The organism is Stenotrophomonas sp. YJH_SMC_40 (genome assembly GCF_059368615.1).
This window is the reverse complement of record NZ_JCAFRX010000001.1, coordinates 401268-418572: the sequence shown is the minus strand read 5'-3', so window position 1 is coordinate 418572 and position 17305 is coordinate 401268. Positions and strand designations below refer to the sequence as shown.

10 protein-coding genes are annotated in these 17305 nt (G+C 66.4%); 5 read left to right on the top strand and 5 right to left on the bottom strand.

Annotation, left to right across the window (positions count from 1 at the left end; all coding sequences use genetic code 11):
• Window positions 1–28 precede the first annotated feature (28 nt).
• Window positions 29–2233 carry a TonB-dependent siderophore receptor gene (locus AC5P6X_RS02020; RefSeq protein ID WP_329753307.1) on the bottom strand — a complete coding sequence of 735 codons (2205 nt, stop codon included), beginning with the start codon at window positions 2231–2233 and terminating at the stop codon, window positions 29–31.
• A 131-nt stretch (window positions 2234–2364) separates the two neighbouring features.
• Window positions 2365–3060 (bottom strand): alpha/beta hydrolase, encoded by a 696-nt coding sequence (locus tag AC5P6X_RS02015; protein WP_495215297.1) that lies wholly within the window; start codon window positions 3058–3060, stop codon window positions 2365–2367.
• Window positions 3061–3244: 184 nt separating this feature from the next.
• Between AC5P6X_RS02015 and AC5P6X_RS02010 the strand changes: the two genes are divergently transcribed.
• Window positions 3245–4384, top strand: a complete 1140-nt coding sequence (locus AC5P6X_RS02010; protein ID WP_012479749.1) for an MFS transporter — start codon at window positions 3245–3247, stop codon at window positions 4382–4384.
• An 81-nt stretch (window positions 4385–4465) separates the two neighbouring features.
• Here AC5P6X_RS02010 and AC5P6X_RS02005 read toward each other — a convergent pair whose 3' ends face one another.
• Window positions 4466–5584, bottom strand: coding sequence for an alpha/beta hydrolase (locus tag AC5P6X_RS02005; RefSeq protein WP_164223061.1), 1119 nt, complete (start codon window positions 5582–5584; stop codon window positions 4466–4468).
• A gap of 183 nt (window positions 5585–5767) precedes the next feature.
• On the opposite strand from AC5P6X_RS02005, the gene AC5P6X_RS02000 reads away from it, so the two are divergent.
• From AC5P6X_RS02000 to AC5P6X_RS01985, 4 genes are all read left to right on the top strand, one after another.
• A complete protein-coding gene (locus AC5P6X_RS02000) occupies window positions 5768–7114 on the top strand; it encodes a c-type cytochrome (protein ID WP_329755901.1) in 1347 nt (448 codons plus the stop codon).
• Entirely contained in the window at window positions 7111–8037 is a 927-nt protein-coding gene (locus AC5P6X_RS01995) for a c-type cytochrome (RefSeq protein ID WP_329755902.1), read from the top strand. The genes AC5P6X_RS02000 and AC5P6X_RS01995 overlap by 4 nt, the downstream gene beginning before the upstream one ends.
• A 120-nt stretch (window positions 8038–8157) precedes the next feature.
• Window positions 8158–10536, top strand: a complete 2379-nt coding sequence (locus tag AC5P6X_RS01990) for a TonB-dependent receptor (protein WP_329755903.1) — start codon at window positions 8158–8160, stop codon at window positions 10534–10536.
• 8 nt (window positions 10537–10544) lie between these two features.
• Window positions 10545–12653: a phosphocholine-specific phospholipase C gene (locus AC5P6X_RS01985; protein WP_329755904.1), complete on the top strand. Its 2109-nt coding sequence runs from the start codon at window positions 10545–10547 to the stop codon at window positions 12651–12653.
• A gap of 23 nt (window positions 12654–12676) precedes the next feature.
• Here the strand turns inward: AC5P6X_RS01985 and AC5P6X_RS01980 are convergent, their stop codons facing one another.
• Window positions 12677–14272, bottom strand: a complete 1596-nt coding sequence (locus tag AC5P6X_RS01980) for an alkaline phosphatase D family protein (RefSeq protein ID WP_108270679.1) — start codon at window positions 14270–14272, stop codon at window positions 12677–12679.
• Between the two features lie 10 nt (window positions 14273–14282).
• Window positions 14283–17216, bottom strand: coding sequence for a TonB-dependent receptor (locus AC5P6X_RS01975; RefSeq protein ID WP_495215296.1), 2934 nt, complete (start codon window positions 17214–17216; stop codon window positions 14283–14285).
• Window positions 17217–17305 lie beyond the last annotated feature (89 nt).

Genomic DNA, 17305 nt, shown 5'->3' with positions numbered 1-17305 from the left:
GCTGCAGAGCATCGCGGGCGCATCTGCGTCAGAACCTGTAATTCAAGCTCAACCGCACGTTGCGCGGCTCGCCCCAGGTGTAGGTGCTGTACCAGTTGAAGATCGTGTAGTAACGCTTGTCGAGCAGGTTGTTGACGTTGACCGTGGCCGACAGGCGATCGTTGAACTGGTAGCGCGCCATCGCATCGAGCAACCAGTACGGCTGCGTGCGATGCACCACCTTGGCCCGCGTGGCCGGGTTGGTGATCTCGCCGAAAGTCGAATCCTGCCAGCGTGCGCCACCACCCAGCGTCAGCCCCTGCCAGGCGCCACGCAGACGGTAGCGGGTGTGCAGGCTGAACTGGTTCTCCGGTTCCAGCGTGGTCACCTTGGTGCCCGCCTGGCGGGCAATCTTGTGGGAGAACCCACCCTGCACCTGCCAGCCCTCGGCCAGCTGACCCGACATTTCGAGCTCGTAACCCTTGGTGCGCACGCCCATCAAGGCGCGGTAGGCATCCTGGCCATCCGGTGTCTTGCCGCCGGTGGGCTGGGCGAAGTTGTCCTGATCAAGCTGGAACAGCGCCGCACTGGCATTGAGGCGTCCATCGAAGAACTCAGCCTTCAGGCCAACCTCGTAGCTGCGGCCCTCCAGTGGATCCAGTGCCTTGCCCTGCTCGTCACGCTCGCCCTGCGGCTTGAAGATGGTGCTGTAGCCGGCATACACCGAGTAATGCTCGCCGAGGTCGTAGACCACGCCGGCATAGGGCACATGGACACCGGTCTCGCGCGTGTCCGGCGAGCGGTAACTGGCCAGGCGGCTGCCGACGATCAGCTTCAACGGATCGGCCACGTCGAAGCGGCCAACCACGTACAGCCCATTCTCGCGGGTCACTTCATTGTTGTCATAGGTGCGCTGCCACTGCGGTTCGGCAATGTCGCCATTCCAGCTTCTGTAGTCCGGCACGGTATCCGGGAACCTCGCCTGCGGGCCGTAGCCGGTATTGGTCCAGCGCTTGCGCGAGGCACTGCCACCGACCACCAGCTCATGCTCCCGCCCGAACAGGCCGAAACGCCCACTCACATAGAAGTCGGCGGCATTGCTGACGGTCTTGCCAACGTACTTGCCGAGCCACAGGCTGACGCCCTCGCCGGTCAACGGATCAGGATTGCCGGCGGCGGCACCGGCCAGTGCGGCGTCATAGCCATTGACCTGGTGGTTGAGCTGCAGCTTGGCAATCCAATCGTTGGCGAACGTGTGCTCCAACGTGGCGAAACCGGTACGCACGTACTGGCGCCAGCCGGCCCATTGCGCACCATTGTTGAACGAGCGCGGCATGCGGTTGAAGTTGCCGGCGCTGTCCAGCAGCGGAATGCCGCCCCACGTGGAGCCCTTCGGGTCGCTGTCCATCACGTCGCCACCGACCGACAGCAGCGTGCGTTCGCCCAGATCGGCTTCCAGCACGGCATAGCCGACCTTGCTGGTGCGCTGGTAGTTGTCCAGGTTGGAGTGCTTGTCTTCCCAGGCCCCCACGGCACGGCCACGCAGGCGGCCATCGGCAGTCAGCGGACCACCGACATCGAGCTCGGCGCGGTAGTCGTCCCAGCGGCCGACACCCAGTGAGGCGCTGCCGGCGAAGTCCTTGCCCGGCTTCTTGCGCACCAGGTTGATGGTCGCACCCGGATCGCCCATGCCGGTCAGCAAGCCGGTCGCGCCCTTGAGCACCTCGATGCGGTCGTAGATGGCGGTATCGCTGAGCGTGTTGCCGGCGGAGTACGCCGAATTGCGCGACATCGGAATGCCGTCGTACTGGAAGTTCTGGATCGCGAAGCCGCGCGCGTAGTACTCGGTGCGTTCGCTGTCGTAGGTGACGATGCTGATGCCGGGGGTCACCCGCATCACGTCGTCGATGCCGTGCAGGCCGAAGTCATCCATCTGTGCGCGGGTGATCACGCTGATGGTCTGCGGGGTCTGCCGTGGCGTCAGCACCAGGCGGGTAGCGGTGGCAATGGTCCCGGGCGTATAGGCGTCGCTGCCCTCGGTGATGGTACCGAGCAGGTTGGCGGTGACCTGCACGGTCTGCAGGGTCTGTGATGCAGGCGCCTGCGAATCCTTGGCTGGATCCGTACTGGACTGCGCAACAGCAATACCGCTGCTGCCCAGAGCAGCGATCAGCAAACCTCGGGCCAGCGCCTGCGGCAACGCGCGGCGACGCGGCAAGGGGGACGGCGTATGGACAACAGGCACAGGCAGCACGGCGGGACCTCCACGATAGGGTGGGATCCTCTGGCGGCGGCTGGAGGGAAGAGAGGGACGCGGCCGGACAGCCGCGGCGCAGGAGTGTACTCCCCTGCGCCGCGGCTGTCGTGCGGAGTGCTGGCGCGGGATCAGCCGCCGATGGCGGCGCAGGCCTCCAGGATCAGCGCGGTCACTTCCTTCGGCTGCGAAGCCAGCGAGGCATGGCTGGCATCCAGCTCCAGCAGGCGCCTGGGCTGCATCCTTGCGGCCATGGCCTTCTGGTTTTCCGGCGCGATCATGCGGTCCTGGCGGGACAGCTGGTACCAGCTCGGCATGTGCTTCCACGCCGGGTCGCTGACCGCATCACCGAAGGTGCTGGCCAGCGGTGCCTTCTGGGTAACGGCCATCACCCGGCCTTCGTCTTCGCTCAGATCCTGGCAGAAGCTCTCATGGAACTTGTCCGCACGCAGCCACAGGTAGCCATCGCTGTCTGGTGCCAGGTTCGGCGCCGCCTCCGGCAGGTGCTGCTGGGTGATCCCACCGGGGCTTTCGCCTGCATCAGGCGCGAAGGCAGCGATGTAGACCAGGCCCTTCACGTTGGGCTCGTTGCCGGCCTGGCTGATTACCGCGCCGCCATAGGAGTGGCCGACCAGCAGTACCGGCCCGTCGATCTGCCGGATCATTTTCCGGGTGCGTCCTGCGTCGTCGGCCAGCGAGGTCAGCGGCAGTTCCACCGCCTGCACACGGTCGTGGCCGCTGCGATGCAGTTCCAGGATCACCTTGGCCCAGTGTGCGGCCCCGCCCCAGAAGCCATGGACGAGGAGGATGGTCGGTGTCGTGCTCATGTAGAGGTCTCCGGCAGCGGCCGGCGGAATGCAGACCGTGCAGCCACTGTCCGTGCGTGGCGTTAATCGCTGGTGACGCAATCGGGTCACTGCAATCGTATGCGTCGCCCGATGTCACGCATGGCACTTGCCGAGTCAGTCTGAAATCGTTTTCATGACTGTTCCCTGGAGCTTCGCATCGCGCATGACGCCTTCATCCCCCCGTGCCCAGCAGCACGCCACCCGCGCCGCCTTCTTCATTCCCGGATTCGCCACCGCCGCATGGGCGCCGATGGTGCCCTACGCCAAGGCCAAGGCCGGGCTGTCCGACGCCAGCCTCGGCGCCGTGCTGCTGTGCCTTGGGCTCGGCTCGCTGCTGGCGATGCCGTTGGCGGGCGCGCTGACCGGGCGGCTGGGCTGCCGCCGGGTGATGGTGATCACCTGCGCGATGATGCTGTGCGCCCTGCCCTTGCTGGTGCTGGCGCCCTCGCCGGTGGCGCTGGGTGCGGCACTGTTCGTGTTCGGCGCCGGCGTCGGTGCGCTGGATTGTGCGATGAACATGCAGGCGGTCGCGGTCGAGCGCGACGCCGGGCGCGCGATGATGTCCGGCTTCCACGCCTTCTACAGCATCGGTGGCTTCGTCGGCGCCGGCTGCATGACCGGCCTGCTGATCCTGGGTACACCGCTGTGGCTGGCCGCGCTGGTTTCGGTGGCGGCACTGCTGCTGGTCGCGGTGCTGTCGGCGCCGCACTGGCGCCCGCAACGGATCCTGCACGACGGCCCACTGCTGGCGCTGCCGCACGGCGTGGTGCTGTTCATCGGCGTGCTGGCCTTCGTGGTGTTCCTCGCCGAAGGCTCGATGCTGGACTGGAGCGCGGTGTTCTTGGCCGAAGTGCGGCAAGTGCCGCGCGACCAGGCCGGCGCCGGCTTCGCGCTGTTCACCCTGGCGATGACCGCGATGCGCCTGTTCGGCGACGGCATCGTCGAGCGCCTCGGCCGCACGCGCACCCTGGTCTTCGGCGGCATCACCGCCGCAGCAGGCTTCACCCTGGCCACGTTGGTGCCCTCGTTCCCGGTGGCGCTGGCGGGGTATGTACTGGTCGGGCTGGGCTGCGCCAACATCGTGCCGGCACTGTTCTCGATGGCCGGCCAGCAGCGGGTGATGCCGGAGAGCATCGCCATCACCGCAGTCACCACGCTGGGTTACGCCGGCATCCTTGCCGGTCCGGCAGCGATCGGTGCACTGGCACACGGCACCAGCCTCGGCTTCGCCTTCCTGTGCGTGGCCGCGCTGCTGCTGGGCGTCGCGGCGTCTGCCCGCTCGCTGGCACGACGGGTGGCCTGACAGAAAAAGGGGACGGAGGGGATTAAGTCGTTTATGTCCCAGCTGTGCGGGAAACGACTTAATCCCCTCCGTCCCCTTTTTTCAGCGGTGGGCCAGCCACTCGGCCTGGGCCGGCAGCTGTGGGGCCGGGCAGGCGCTCTTCGGGTGGTGTTCGTCGCGCGCCATCCAGTCATCGACCACGCCGGCCAGCAGGTCCAGCCGCAGCGGCAGGGTGATGTGGTCCTCGCCGCGCATCTCGATGTAGTGCGCGCGCGGGTTGGCCTGGGCCAGTTCGCGGCCCTGGCTGACCGGAATGTGCTGGTCGCCCTGGCCGTGCAGCAGCAGCACGCAGGCGCGGGTATCGGCCAGCGCGCGCGCTACATCCACGCGGTCCAGATCGACGTCGATACGGCGGCTGGCGGCGGCGATCACCTGGTTGATGTCCTGGCCGCCGTAGCGCCAGCGCGCGTACGACGCCATCGCCTGCGCCTTCAGGCCTTCCGGCTGCAGTCCCATCAAGTGTGGAATCATCGTGCGGATCGCCACACCGGCATTGGCGAACGATTCCATCGCCACCACCCCTTCCACCTGGTCGCCGAGCTTGTCGGCGGTGAATACCGCTGTGGCGGCGCCATAGGACACGCCGAACAGGTACAGCGGGCCGGTGACTTCACCACGCGCGCGCAGCTCGCCGATCACATCCACCACATCGTCGGATTCATAGGTGCCATAGCCCGACGGCCCGGTACCGGACTGTCCATGGTTGCGCAGGTCAAGCGTGACCACGCGGTAGCCGGATTCGGCCAACTGCAACGACCACGGCAGCATCGAATCACCATTCATCATCCAGCCGTGCAGCACCACCACGGTGCCGCGCGGCGCCTGCGCGCGGAACGGCTGCGGTACTGCCAGGCTCAGGCCGGTATCCAGCGGCAGGCCGTTCTCGTGGCGCTGCGGCAGGTAGTGGTAACGCGCGCCGTAATCGCCAGGATCGAACACACGCCAGAAGATCGGCACGCCATCGCGGCCCGGCGCGAAGCCGTGGCGATTGGGCAGTTCGGCAATGGCCGCAGCAATGCGCGGACGATCGAGCAGGGTCGATACGCCACCCGGCGCGATCAGCCGATCGGCGAGCGAGGTGGACGAGGCATTGATCGAGGACGAGCATGCAGCCAGCCACAGGCCGGCGCACGCCAGCAACAACAGCAGCAGGCGCTTCATGGGCAGTCGGGGAAAAAGTGCGACAGCGTGGCAGGTTAGCGATGCGCGCGTGGGCCATCTATCGCGCATGGATGACGGCTTGATGACAACGCAGGAACGATTCAGCTTGGTGTACAAGCTGTATCTGTTCAGTCATTGATTCGGATCAATGAACGCGCGCGCGGGATTGCCCACAGTGCCGCCATGCGCACCTCGTTCAAGCTCGCCATTGCCCTGGCCGCCACGCTGGCCGCCGCCTACGGCGTCGCCCGCACCACGCCCTACTGGTTCGCACCGCGACAGGCCGCGCAGGTCGACATCCACGATCCGGCATTGATCGCGCAGGGACAATACCTGTCGCGCGCGGCCGACTGCGCGGCCTGCCACACCGCGCCCGGCGGCAAGCCGTTCGCCGGTGGCCTCGGCATGCAGACGCCGATGGGCACGATCTACTCGACCAACATCACGCCCGATCCGGACACCGGCATTGGCGCCTACGACTACGCCGACTTCGAGCGCGCGGTACGTCGCGGCATCCGCCACGATGGGCAGCCGTTGTATCCGGCCATGCCGTACGCCTCGTACGTGATCGCCAGCGACGCCGAAATCAAGGCGCTGTACGCCTACTTCATGGGCTCGGTGCAACCGGTGAAGCAGGACAACGCCGACAGCACGATAGCGTGGCCGGCCAACATGCGCTGGCCACTGGCCTGGTGGCAGCTGCTGTTCGCACGCCCGCGCACGTTCAACCCGGATCCGTCGCTGGATGCCAGCCAGCAGCGCGGCGCCGAACTGGTGGAAGGCCTGGCCCACTGCGGTGCCTGCCACACGCCACGCGGGTTGGCGTTCCAGGAAAAGGCGATGGCCGATGATGGCAGCCGCCAGTTCCTGTCCGGCTCGGTACTGGAAGGCTGGTATGCGAAGAACCTGCGCAACGAGTCGACCGGCCTGGCCAGCTGGAGCGAGGGCGAGATCGTCGACTTCCTGCGCACCGGTCGCACCGATCGCTCGGCAGCCTTCGGCGGCATGGCCGACGTGGTCGAGCACAGCACGCAGTACCTGTCCGACGCCGACCTGCTGGCGATGGCCCGCTACCTGAAGCAGCTGCCCGCCCGCGAAGGACGCAGCGCACAGTGGTCGCCCGGTACCGACACCACCACCGCCGCACTGCGCAGCGGCGACTACCGCGTGGCAGGTTCGCTGGCCTATGCCGAGCACTGCCAGGCCTGCCACCGCGCCGACGGGCGCGGCATGCCGCGCGTCTATCCCGCCCTGGCCGGCAACTCGATCGTGTTCGCCGATGACCCCAGCTCGCTGGTGCAGGTGACCCTGATCGGCGGCCGCACGCCGCATACCCCACATGACCGCATGGCCTTCACCATGCCCGGCTTCGAGCAGCTGCCGAATGCGCAGCTGGCACAGATCCTGACCTTCATCCGCAGCAGCTGGGGCAACCACGCCAGTGCAGTGAGCGAGGTCGACGTGGCGCGCATGCGCCGGGTGGTGCGCGACAAGCCGGTGCACTACGTTCCGCAGGAGGCCGCACGATGAAACGTTCGCGCAAACGCTCCCGCCTGCTGATCGCCAGTGCGATCACCCTCGTGCTGCTGGCCGGCGCCGGTACCCTCGCTTACCGTCATCTGTACCCGGACCTGGATGCCGCCGTGGCCAGCACGATCGATATCCTCGATGCGCAGGGCAAGGTGGTCGGGCACTACCATGCGCCCAGCGCCGAAGAAATCGCCGGGCTCGGCAATGCCGAATCGGTGATGCTCGGCCGCCGTATCCTCAACGAGACCGCACGGCTGCTGCCGGACAATGTCGGCAACGATCTGAACTGCAACTCTTGCCACATGGCCGAGGGCAAGCGGCCTTTCGGCAATCACTACTTCAATACCGGCGGCGGCGCCTATCCGCGCTACATGCCGCGTCCGGGCAAGGTGATCGGGCTGACCGAGCGCATCAACGGCTGCCTGCAGCGTTCGATGAACGGCAAGCCGCTGCCGAAGGACTCGCCGCAGATGCGCGCGATGCTCGATTACATGGCGTGGTTGAGCAGTCCTGTGCCAGAAGGTGCAAAGGTGGCCGCCCCCAGTGAGGGGCCCATCGACAGCACGCTGACCCCGGACCCGGTCCGCGGCCAGGCGCTGTACGCCGTGCAGTGCGCCGCCTGCCATGGCGACAACGGCGAAGGTCGGCGCGACGCCAGCGGTGACATCGCCTTCCCGCCGCTATGGGGCGACCACAGCTTCAACATCGGCGCCGGCATGGCGCGCTTGTACAAGGCCGCCGGCTTCGTCAAGCACAACATGCCACCGGCGGTGACCCGCGAGCCCCCGCTTGGGCAGCAGGTGATGCCCGACCAGGATGCGGTGGACATCGCCAGCTACTTCATCAACCAGCCGCGCCCGGACTTCGCCAACAAGGCCAAGGACTGGCCACGCGACCCGAAACCCAAGGACGCGCGGTACTGACAGGCAGGCGGCCGGGGGCGTCGGCCGTCACACAACACGGTTCCTGCATCTCTACGTCATGTCGATGTCATTGGTGCTGTCGACACTCGGGGGCTTCTCTCCCCCCAAGGTCCGGTATCAATGCGAACGATTGCGCGCTTTCCCCGTGTTTCGCTGCTTGCCCTGCTGATCGCCCCCACCCTGGACGCCCTCGCAGAAGCACCGCAGGGCGATACGGGCGAAGCGCGCAGCAGCGATGCGCGTACCCTCGACCAGGTACAGGTGATCGGCCAGGCCACCAGCTATGCGAAGACTTCGGTGCGTGCGGAAACGCTGAACCGGCAGACCGTGATGAGCAGCGTCAACGACGCGCTCAACGAGGTACCTGGCGTGGTGGTCAGCGAAGCCGATGCCACCGGCTCGTCGGTGTGGGGTACGCAGATCAGCATGCGTGGCTTCGTCACCAACCGCGACACCCAGCAGATCGGCACCACCATCGACGGCCTGCCCAACGGCGGCTCCGGCTACGGCGGCGGCTCGCTGGCCAACCGCTACATCGACACCCTGGACCTGGAAACGGTGGAAGTCAGCCAGGGCACCGCTGACATCTCCTCGCGCTCGAACGAAGCCCTCGGCGGCACGCTCAACTTCCTCACCAGCGACCCGATGCAGGACAGCCGCCTGCGCTTCGTGGTCGGTGCCGGTGACAACGAGGCGCGCAAGTACTACGTGCGCTACGACACCGGCCTGCTCGGCGGCCACACCCGCGCGTGGATCAGCGCCTCCTCGTCGAAGGTGCACGACTGGATCGACGGCACCGGCCACGCCAGCAACGACCACATCGCCGGCAAGTTCATCACCGAACTGGATCGCTGGACCCTGACCGGCTACCTGTCCTACAACGATGCCGACGAGCCGGAATACACCAGCGTCTCACCGAAGGGCTTTGCCACCAATCCGGATCGCGACAACCTGGTTGGCACCCTCACCGGCATTCCCTATCTGGACCAGAACTACCGTTCCGGCTCGCGTGCGCTGCGCGAGAACACCTTTGGTTACCTGCGAGCGGCCTTCGACGGCGGCAACGGGTTCAAGGCCTCGGTGGCCGCCTACGGGCACCGCATGCAAGGTCGGGGCGACTGGCTGCCACCCTACCTGGCGCAGGTCAGCGATGAGGGCGCGGGCCGCCCCGAATCGGAATATCTCGGTGGCAGGACCGTGTACGGCGGCAGCAACCGTGGCCAGATCTTCTTCGTCAATCCCGATGGCAGCGCCGCGCAGCGCCTGGCCAGCTGCACCCCGCGCCTGGGCTTCACCGCCGAGTACGATCCGAACTGCTACGCGGGCAACGTGCTGGGCGCGCAGTCCTACCGCCACACCCACTACGACAACGACCGCATGGGCGTGACCGCCGACGTCGAATGGCGGCAGACCTTCGGTGCGATCGACAACACGATCCGTGGCGGCCTGTGGGTAGAGAAGCTGGACCGTTCGGCACGCCGTGACTGGCACCGCCTGCTCAATGTCGGCCAGGACATCGCCTTCGACCATCAGCCGTACTGGGTGCAGTTCGAGGACAAGTACAAGGTTGACGAGCAGATGTACTACGTCGAGGACGTGGCCCGCTTCGGGCCGTTCAGTACCCGCCTGGGCGTGAAGCAGTTCTTCGTCGACCAGTCGCGCCGCCGCGTGATCGGTGCCAGCGAGCACGTGAAATCCGATTCCAGGTCCGATCCGCTGCTGTCCACCGGCTTCACCTGGGCACCGGGCGTGGAAGGCATGGAGCTGTTCGCCGGCTTCTCGCAGAATTTCGCCGCCATTCCTTCAGGCGTACTTGGCGAGACCGACCCGCAGCGCTTCCGCAATGTCGAACCGGAGACCGCCGACAACATCGAAGTGGGCATGCGCATCAGCCGCTGGCCGCTGACCGCCTCGGTGACCCTGTACAACATCAAGTTCGACAACCGCATCGTCTACCTGCCGGCGGGCTTCGTCAGCGGCATCGACTACCTGGGCGAGACCGACGGCGTCTACGAGAACTTCGGTGGCGTGGAAAGCAACGGCCTGGAAGCGGCGTTCGGCTATGGTTGGGACAATGGCTGGCGGATCAACGCGGCCTACACCTACAACCGCTCCAAATACCTGGGCAGTGGCAATGCCGCACGCGATACGCAGCTGGGCATCGTCGACGGTGCCAAGGTGATCGGCCAGCCGGAGAACATCCTGGTGCTGTCGGCCGACTGGCAGGGCGCCAACTGGAACTTCGGCCTGTCCGGCCGCTATCTGGGCACCCGCTACCTCGACGCCGCCAACGTCAACAAGCTGCCCTCGGCCACCGTGTTCAATGCCAACATCGGCTTCGACCTGCAGGGCCTGTCGCCGCGCCTGAAGGGCATGGGTGCCAACCTGGTGGTGAGCAACCTCACCGATAAGCGGTATCTTGCGGGGGTGGACGGCCGCGACAACGCCTTCATCGGCGCCCCGCGCACCGTCGGCATCTCCTTCCGCGTGGACCTGTGAGTGAGCCCGTGACCGATATCGGCCGACGCCGGTTGTTGCAGGCCGGCGTTGCCGCCGGCCTTGCCCCGCTGCTGCCCAGCATCGCACGGGCCGCAGCGATCGCCCCCGCCGCGCAGACGCGCAGCCTCGAAGACCTGCAGCACATCGTGGTGTTCATGCAGGAGAACCGTTCGTTCGACCACTACTTCGGCACGCTGCCGGGTGTACGTGGTTTCGGTGACCGCTTCGTGGCCCCGGCCGCCGCGCTGCAGGCCGGTGGCCGCGCGCGCAGCCTGTGGCTGCAGCCCGATGCCAGTGGCACGCGGGCGATCGCACCGTTCCCGCTGGATACCGCCGCGCACTTCGGCTACATGCGGGTGGAAGGCACGCCGCACACCTGGCCGGACGCCCAGCGTGCCTGGGACCACGGGCGCATGGGGCACTGGCCGAAGGCCAAGCAGAACCACTCCATGGGCTACTTCCAGCGCAGCGACATGCCGTTCCAGTTCGCGCTGGCCGATGCGTTCACGATCTGCGACGCCTACCACTGCGCGATGCAGGCCGGCACCAATCCGAACCGGGTGTTCCTGTGGACCGGCCACAACGATGCACAGGCCCGCGCCGGCGGCCCGGTGATCGCCAACTCGCATGACAACTTCCCCGAACACGGCGGGCATCCGGCGTCCTACCGCTGGACCAGCCATGTCGAGCGCCTGCAGAAGGCCGGCGTGTCCTGGCAGATCTACCAGGACATGGCGGACAACTTCACCGACAACCCGCTGGCCGGCTTCGAGGCGTTCCGTCGGGCGTACAGTGCTGCACCCGGGCATGACCCGCAACTGCGCGCACGCGGGGTCAGTACCCGTGGCCTGCCACAGCTACGCCAGGACGTACTCGACGGGCACCTGCCGCAGGTCAGCTTCATCATCGCCGACGCGGCCGGCAGCGAGCACCCCGGACCCTCCAGTCCGGCGCAGGGCGCGGCCTATACCGCGCGCGTGCTGGATGCGCTGACTGCCGATCCGGAAGTCTGGAGCCGCACCGCCCTGCTGCTGATGTTCGATGAGAACGACGGCTTCTTCGACCACATGCCGCCACCGGCACCGCCTTCGCCGGTGGATGGCGGCTGGGCGGGTGCGTCCTCGGTCAGTACCGAGGGCGAATACCACCGCCATCCCGCACCGGGCGACGAGAAGTACGATGCCGCCGAATTGCGCGGCCGCCCGTATGGACTGGGCCCGCGCGTGCCGCTGTATGTGATCTCGCCGTGGAGTCGGGGTGGCTGGGTCGACTCGCAGGTCTACGACCACACCTCGGTCATTCGACTGATCGAACGCCGCTTTGGCGTGACCGCACCGGATATCTCGCCGTGGCGCCGCGCGGTCTGCGGTGACCTCACCAACGCCTTCGACTTCGCCCAGCGCGATACCCGTCCGTTCGTTCGCGGCCTGCCCGACGTGAGCGCGGTGGCCGCACGCGCCGCTGCGTTGCCAGGGCGAACCGTGCCCGCGCTGCCGGAGGGGCTGAAACCAGCGAAGCAGGAAGTCGGCATACGCCCGGCGCGCGCCCTGCCCTATCGGCCGCAGGCATCGATGGCTGCGGTGGACGCCTCGGGCGTGGATCTGGCGCTATCCTGCGAAGGCGCGGCGGCAGTGCTGCATGTCTACGACCGGCTGCGGCTGGATGCGGTGCCGCGCCGCTACACGCTGCTCCCGGGCATGGCGCTGCGCGAGCGCTGGCCGCTTGATGCCCAGGGCCGCTATGACCTGTGGCTGCTGGGCCCGAACGGCTTCCACCGCCACTTCCAGGGGGCGGCCAAGGATCCTGCGCTGCAGGCTTCAATTGATCGCACGGATGGCCAACTGCGGCTGCGGCTGCGCAACCTGGGTGACGGCGCGCAGCAGGTGCGTGTGCAGCCTGGTGCCTATGCCGGGCACATGCCCGATCAGGCGCTGGTACTACCCGCACACGCAGAAACCGCGTTGGCGTGGGACGCAACGCCCACGGCGGGCTGGTATGACCTGCAGATCGGCGCGGGCGAGAGCATGCTGCGCCTGGCCGGTCGCGCCGAGGATGGGCGCCCCGGCACGAGTGACCCGGCGATGGGCAGCGAACCACTGCGGTTCGAGCAGGATTGAAGGATCTCTGTAGAGCGGTAGATTCAGGCCTCCTGCAGCCCCGGCCGGCCGTGCTCCACCGCATAGCGCTTCCAGCTCTGCACCGCGCCATTCGGCTGCATCACGGTATCCAGCGTCTTCATGTCGCCGATCCACGCATCGCGGGTGACATCGCACAGCACGTAGCCACGCTTGTCGGTGGTCGCCTTCAGATAGGGGCTGTGCGCAAGCTGGTTCCTGGCATACGCGTCCACACCCTGGCCATCGGCGCCGGAGGTGATCGACGTGGCGAGAAACTCGCTGGAGACCACGCCCGAGTCACGGTGGTCCTGCACCAGATCGCTGGCATAGTGGCGATGCGCGTCGCCGCAGGCGGTCACCACGTTGCCGAAGCCCACCTTCTGGATGTGGTCGAGCAGGCGCCGGCGGCTGTCCAGATAGCCCGACCACTGGTCGTCGGACGACTGCACCACCCCGTCCTTCTCGCGCATGTAGTTGCCCAGCGCCACCTGGTGGGCGATGGTGTGCCAGCGCGGTGCGGCATCGGCCAGGCCGTCGAACAGCCAGCGCTCCTGCTTCGCCCCCACAATGCTGCGCTCCGGCGATTCCACCTCGTCACGCAGCGCCATGTTCACCTGCTTGCTGCGGTACTGGCGGGTGTCGAGCAGGTGCAGGTCCATCAGCGTGCCGTAGCGTGCACGTCGGTACATCTGCATGTGCCCATCGCGCGGGAATGCCGAACGGCGCAACGGCATGTTCTCGTAGTAGGCCTGGAACGCCTGTGCGCGGCGCAGCAGGAATACTTCGCTGGGCGTGTCATCCTGGTCTTCGGCGCCGGCCCAGTTGTTGTCCACTTCATGGTCGTCAAAGGTGACGAACCACGGTGCCGCCGCATGCGCGGCCTGCAGGTCCGCATCGCTCTTGTACTGGGCGTAGCGGCGGCGGTAATCATCCAGCGTGTAGATCTGCGGGCCGACGTGGTTGCGCAGGTTGGTGAACGGCTGGCCGTTCATCTTCCGCAGGCCCGGCTGGCTTTCGCCTTCGTAGATGTAATCACCATAGTGGAAGACGAAATCGAGCGGTTCCTCGGCAATGCGCCGCCACGCGGTGTAGTGGCCTTCTTCGTAGTGCTGGCAACCGGCCACCGCAAAGCGCACGCGATCCACCGCCGCCGTGGCTGCGGGCAGCGTGCGGGTGCAACCAACCGCACTGGCGTGGCCACCGACGCTGAAGCGGTACCAGTAGGGCCGTCCGGGCGCCAACCCGTCCAGCTCCACGTGCACGGCGTGGCCGAGTTCGGGATGCGCCATCGCCGCCCCCTGGCGTACCACCCTGCGCATGCCTTCGTCTGCGGCCAGTTGCCACTCGACCAGCATCGGCCGGGTCGGCATGCCGCCGCCGAACACCAGCGGTTCGGTCGCCAGGCGCGTCCACAGCACCATGCCATCGGCCGAGGGATCACCCGAGGCCACGCCCAGGGTGAAGGGTGTGCTGGCAAAGCGCGGCTTGGCCAGCAGGTTGCGCGGGTTCAGCGCGGTGGCATCGGCCTGCGCGGCCAGCGCGTGTGCCGTGCCCATCCAGGCACCGGCAGCGGACAGGCCGGCCAGGGCGAGGAATCGCCTGCGATTGATCGTCTCCACGGCTGTGGCCTCAGTTGTAGATGATGTGGAAGTAGAAGAAGCGGCCGTAGTCGTCGATCTCGGTACGGAAGCGCCCGTTCGGGCCGGTGCTGTAGGTCGGCTGGGTGTTGAACAGGTTCTTGGCCTCGTACTTCAGCGTCACGTGCTTGCTGACCTTGTGGCTGAAGCCCATGTTGAAGGTCATGTACGGGTCGTAGTACGAATCCAGCCACTGGGTGTCGCCGAAGTCGACCAGCATCCGGCTGCGGTAGGTGCCGGACAGGCGCAGTTGCGCGCTCTTCCACGGCATGCGCCAGATCACCGAACCGTTGAGCGACCAGTCCGGCTGGTACAGCAGCCGGTCCAGGCGGCGCTCGGTGCCATCACTGATGCGGTAGTTGGTCTGGCCTTCCAGCCGCGTGGCGTTGAAGTACATGTCGAAGCGCTGGCGGCCCCACTGCAGGTTGCGGTTGGCCACCGCGAACTCGACACCGCGCAGCTTGGACTCATCGGTGTTCATCGGCTGGGTCACCCGGTAGCGGGTATCACCTACGTTCTCGAAGGTGGTCAGGGTGTAGATGTCGTCCTTGATCACCTTGTCGAACAGCGCCACCGAGACCAGGCCGTTGTTGCCGTTGAAATAAAGGTCCCACGCCAGGTCGATGTTGGTGGAACGGCGCGGCTGCAGGGCGGCATTGCCCTGCTTGATGCTGCAGAAGCCCCTGCCCTCCTCGTCATCGCCACAGCTGGTGCTGGTGGCCTGGGCGATGTTGCTCGGCGTCGGCCGGCCCAGCGTGCGGCTGGCGGAAAAGCGCAGGCGCTGGTCCTCGGTGAGCTTGAAGGTTGCGTTCAACGAGGGCAGCAGATTGTTGTAGCCACCGCTCGTGTTGCGGAACGCAGAGGTATAGGTAGTGCCGCCGTCATCGCTGAACGGACTGTAGGCATCGAAGCGGGTGTGGTCGTAGCGCAGGCCGCCGATCAGCAGCAGCCGGTCCCAGGCGTAGTGCGCGGACACATAGGCATTGGTGATGTCCTCCACGTACTTGTAGTCGCTGGTGAAGTTGGCATTCGGATACGCCGCATTGTTGCTGCCCAGTTTCGGCAGCAGTTCCTCGTTCCACTTGCGGTTGTCGATCAGCGGGAAGCCCGGCACGCTGCCCAGCAGCGTCGAACCCGGATACAGGTAGTCGTTGAGCGTGGCACTGCTCTTGAAATAGTCGAAGTCGATGTCCTGCCAGATCTTCAGGTGGCGGTACTCGGCGCCGGCGGCCAGGCCGAAACCTCTCGCATCGGCGTCGATGTTGTAGCTGAAGTCGGCGCGCAGGTTGTCGATGCTCTCCTTGGCATCGCGCGGGGAGACGTAGGCCTGCGCCGGATTGAGCTTGAATGCGGAACCGGTCAGCAGGCTGGAATCGGAAACGGCCACCGCGTTGGGGAAACCGTGGCTGTCGTTCTCGTAGTCGACGAACAGGTTGCTCGGGTAGGCGCGTACCCCCCAGTAGACCTGGCTGTTGTGGAAGGTCTCTTCGGTATGGCCACCGCGCAGGGTCAGCCGCGAACGGTCACCCATGTCCCAGTTGAAGCTGGCGATGGCGCCACGGTTGCTGCGGTCCCAGCGGTCGTGGCGGTTCTTGATGTAGATGCTGTTGATCTGGGTGGTGCCGCTGTCTTCGGTCTGGTTGCGGACCGGAAACTTGGCGTTGCCGTACAGATCCGTCTTGTTCATCGTCGAGTTCTCGTAGAACCGGTACGAATACAGCAGCAACGATGCGTAGAACGGATCATCCGACGGCTTCCACTCAAGCTTGGCGGAGCCACCGAAGTTGGTGATGAAGTTGGTATAGGTGCCAGTGCTGAAGTTGCCAGGCGCACGCAGCCCGTTCCAGCCCTTGGCCTCGTCCGGACCCGTGGTACCGTCGGTGAGGTATTTGCCAGCGTCGTTGTAGTAGTAGTTCGACTCCACCCAGCGCTTGACGCTGTTGCGCGAACGCTGCTCGTAGCGTGCCACCGCAACGATGCCGAACTGCTGGTCGACACCAAACTGGTTGGAGAACACCATCTTGGCGCTCTTGCCGAAGTGGCCCAGGGTCTCGTGGTTGCCGCCAGCGCTGCGCTCGACGTTGGTCTCGGCGGTGGAATAGATGCCTGCCACATCGGCAAACACGTACTTGCCTGACCGGTCGAAGGCACTGCGGCTGATGATGTCGATCACGCCGCCGATCGCATCCGGTGCCTGCTCGGCACTGAAGCTCTTGTAGATGTCGGTACGGGTGCCGATGTCGCTGGGAATCAGCTGCAGGTTGTTCATGCGCTCGCCCGAGCCACTGCCCCCCACGCTGGCAATCGCGATGCCATCGATGGTGGTGTAGTTGAGGTTGGCCTGCACGCCGCGCACGGTCACGTAACGTGGCTCGCCGGCATCCTCCACCGCACTCAGCCCTGGAGCGGCCATCAGGCTCTCGGCCAGGATCTCGTCGCCGTAGCTGTCCATCTCGTCATACACCACCGAATCCTTGATCACCGGCGACGACTTCTTCTGGTCGATGACCTCATGTGCGGCAATCACCTTCACCGTGTCCAGGGTCGGCGCCACCATTGCCTCGGCCTCGCGCGGCTTCGGCGCGGCCGGCTTCGGTTGGTTGCGAGCTGGCGCCGGATCGATGGCGATGACATTGCCATCCACCACGGTGTACCCCAGGCCGGTACCGGCCAGCAGCGCGTCCAGCGCCTGCCTGACGGTGGCACCGCGCGGCACCGCACCGGCCATGCGGGCATCACCGCCGGCCGAGTACAGGAACTGCACCCCGGAACCGCGCGACAGCTGCTCCAGCGCACGCGCCAACGGCTGCGCCGCGATCGGCGTGGATACACGCGCCTCCAGGCCATCGGCACCGGCGGCGAAGGCCAGCGGCACGCTGCAGGGAGACAGGGCGAGGATGATCGACAGGTAGAGCGTGTTGCGCATCACGGGTCCTTGGAAGAGAGAAGGCAGCAGGTGCCACTGCGCGGATCGGCAGCGGCTTCTCCCAAGTAAGAGCCGGCATCCACCGAAGT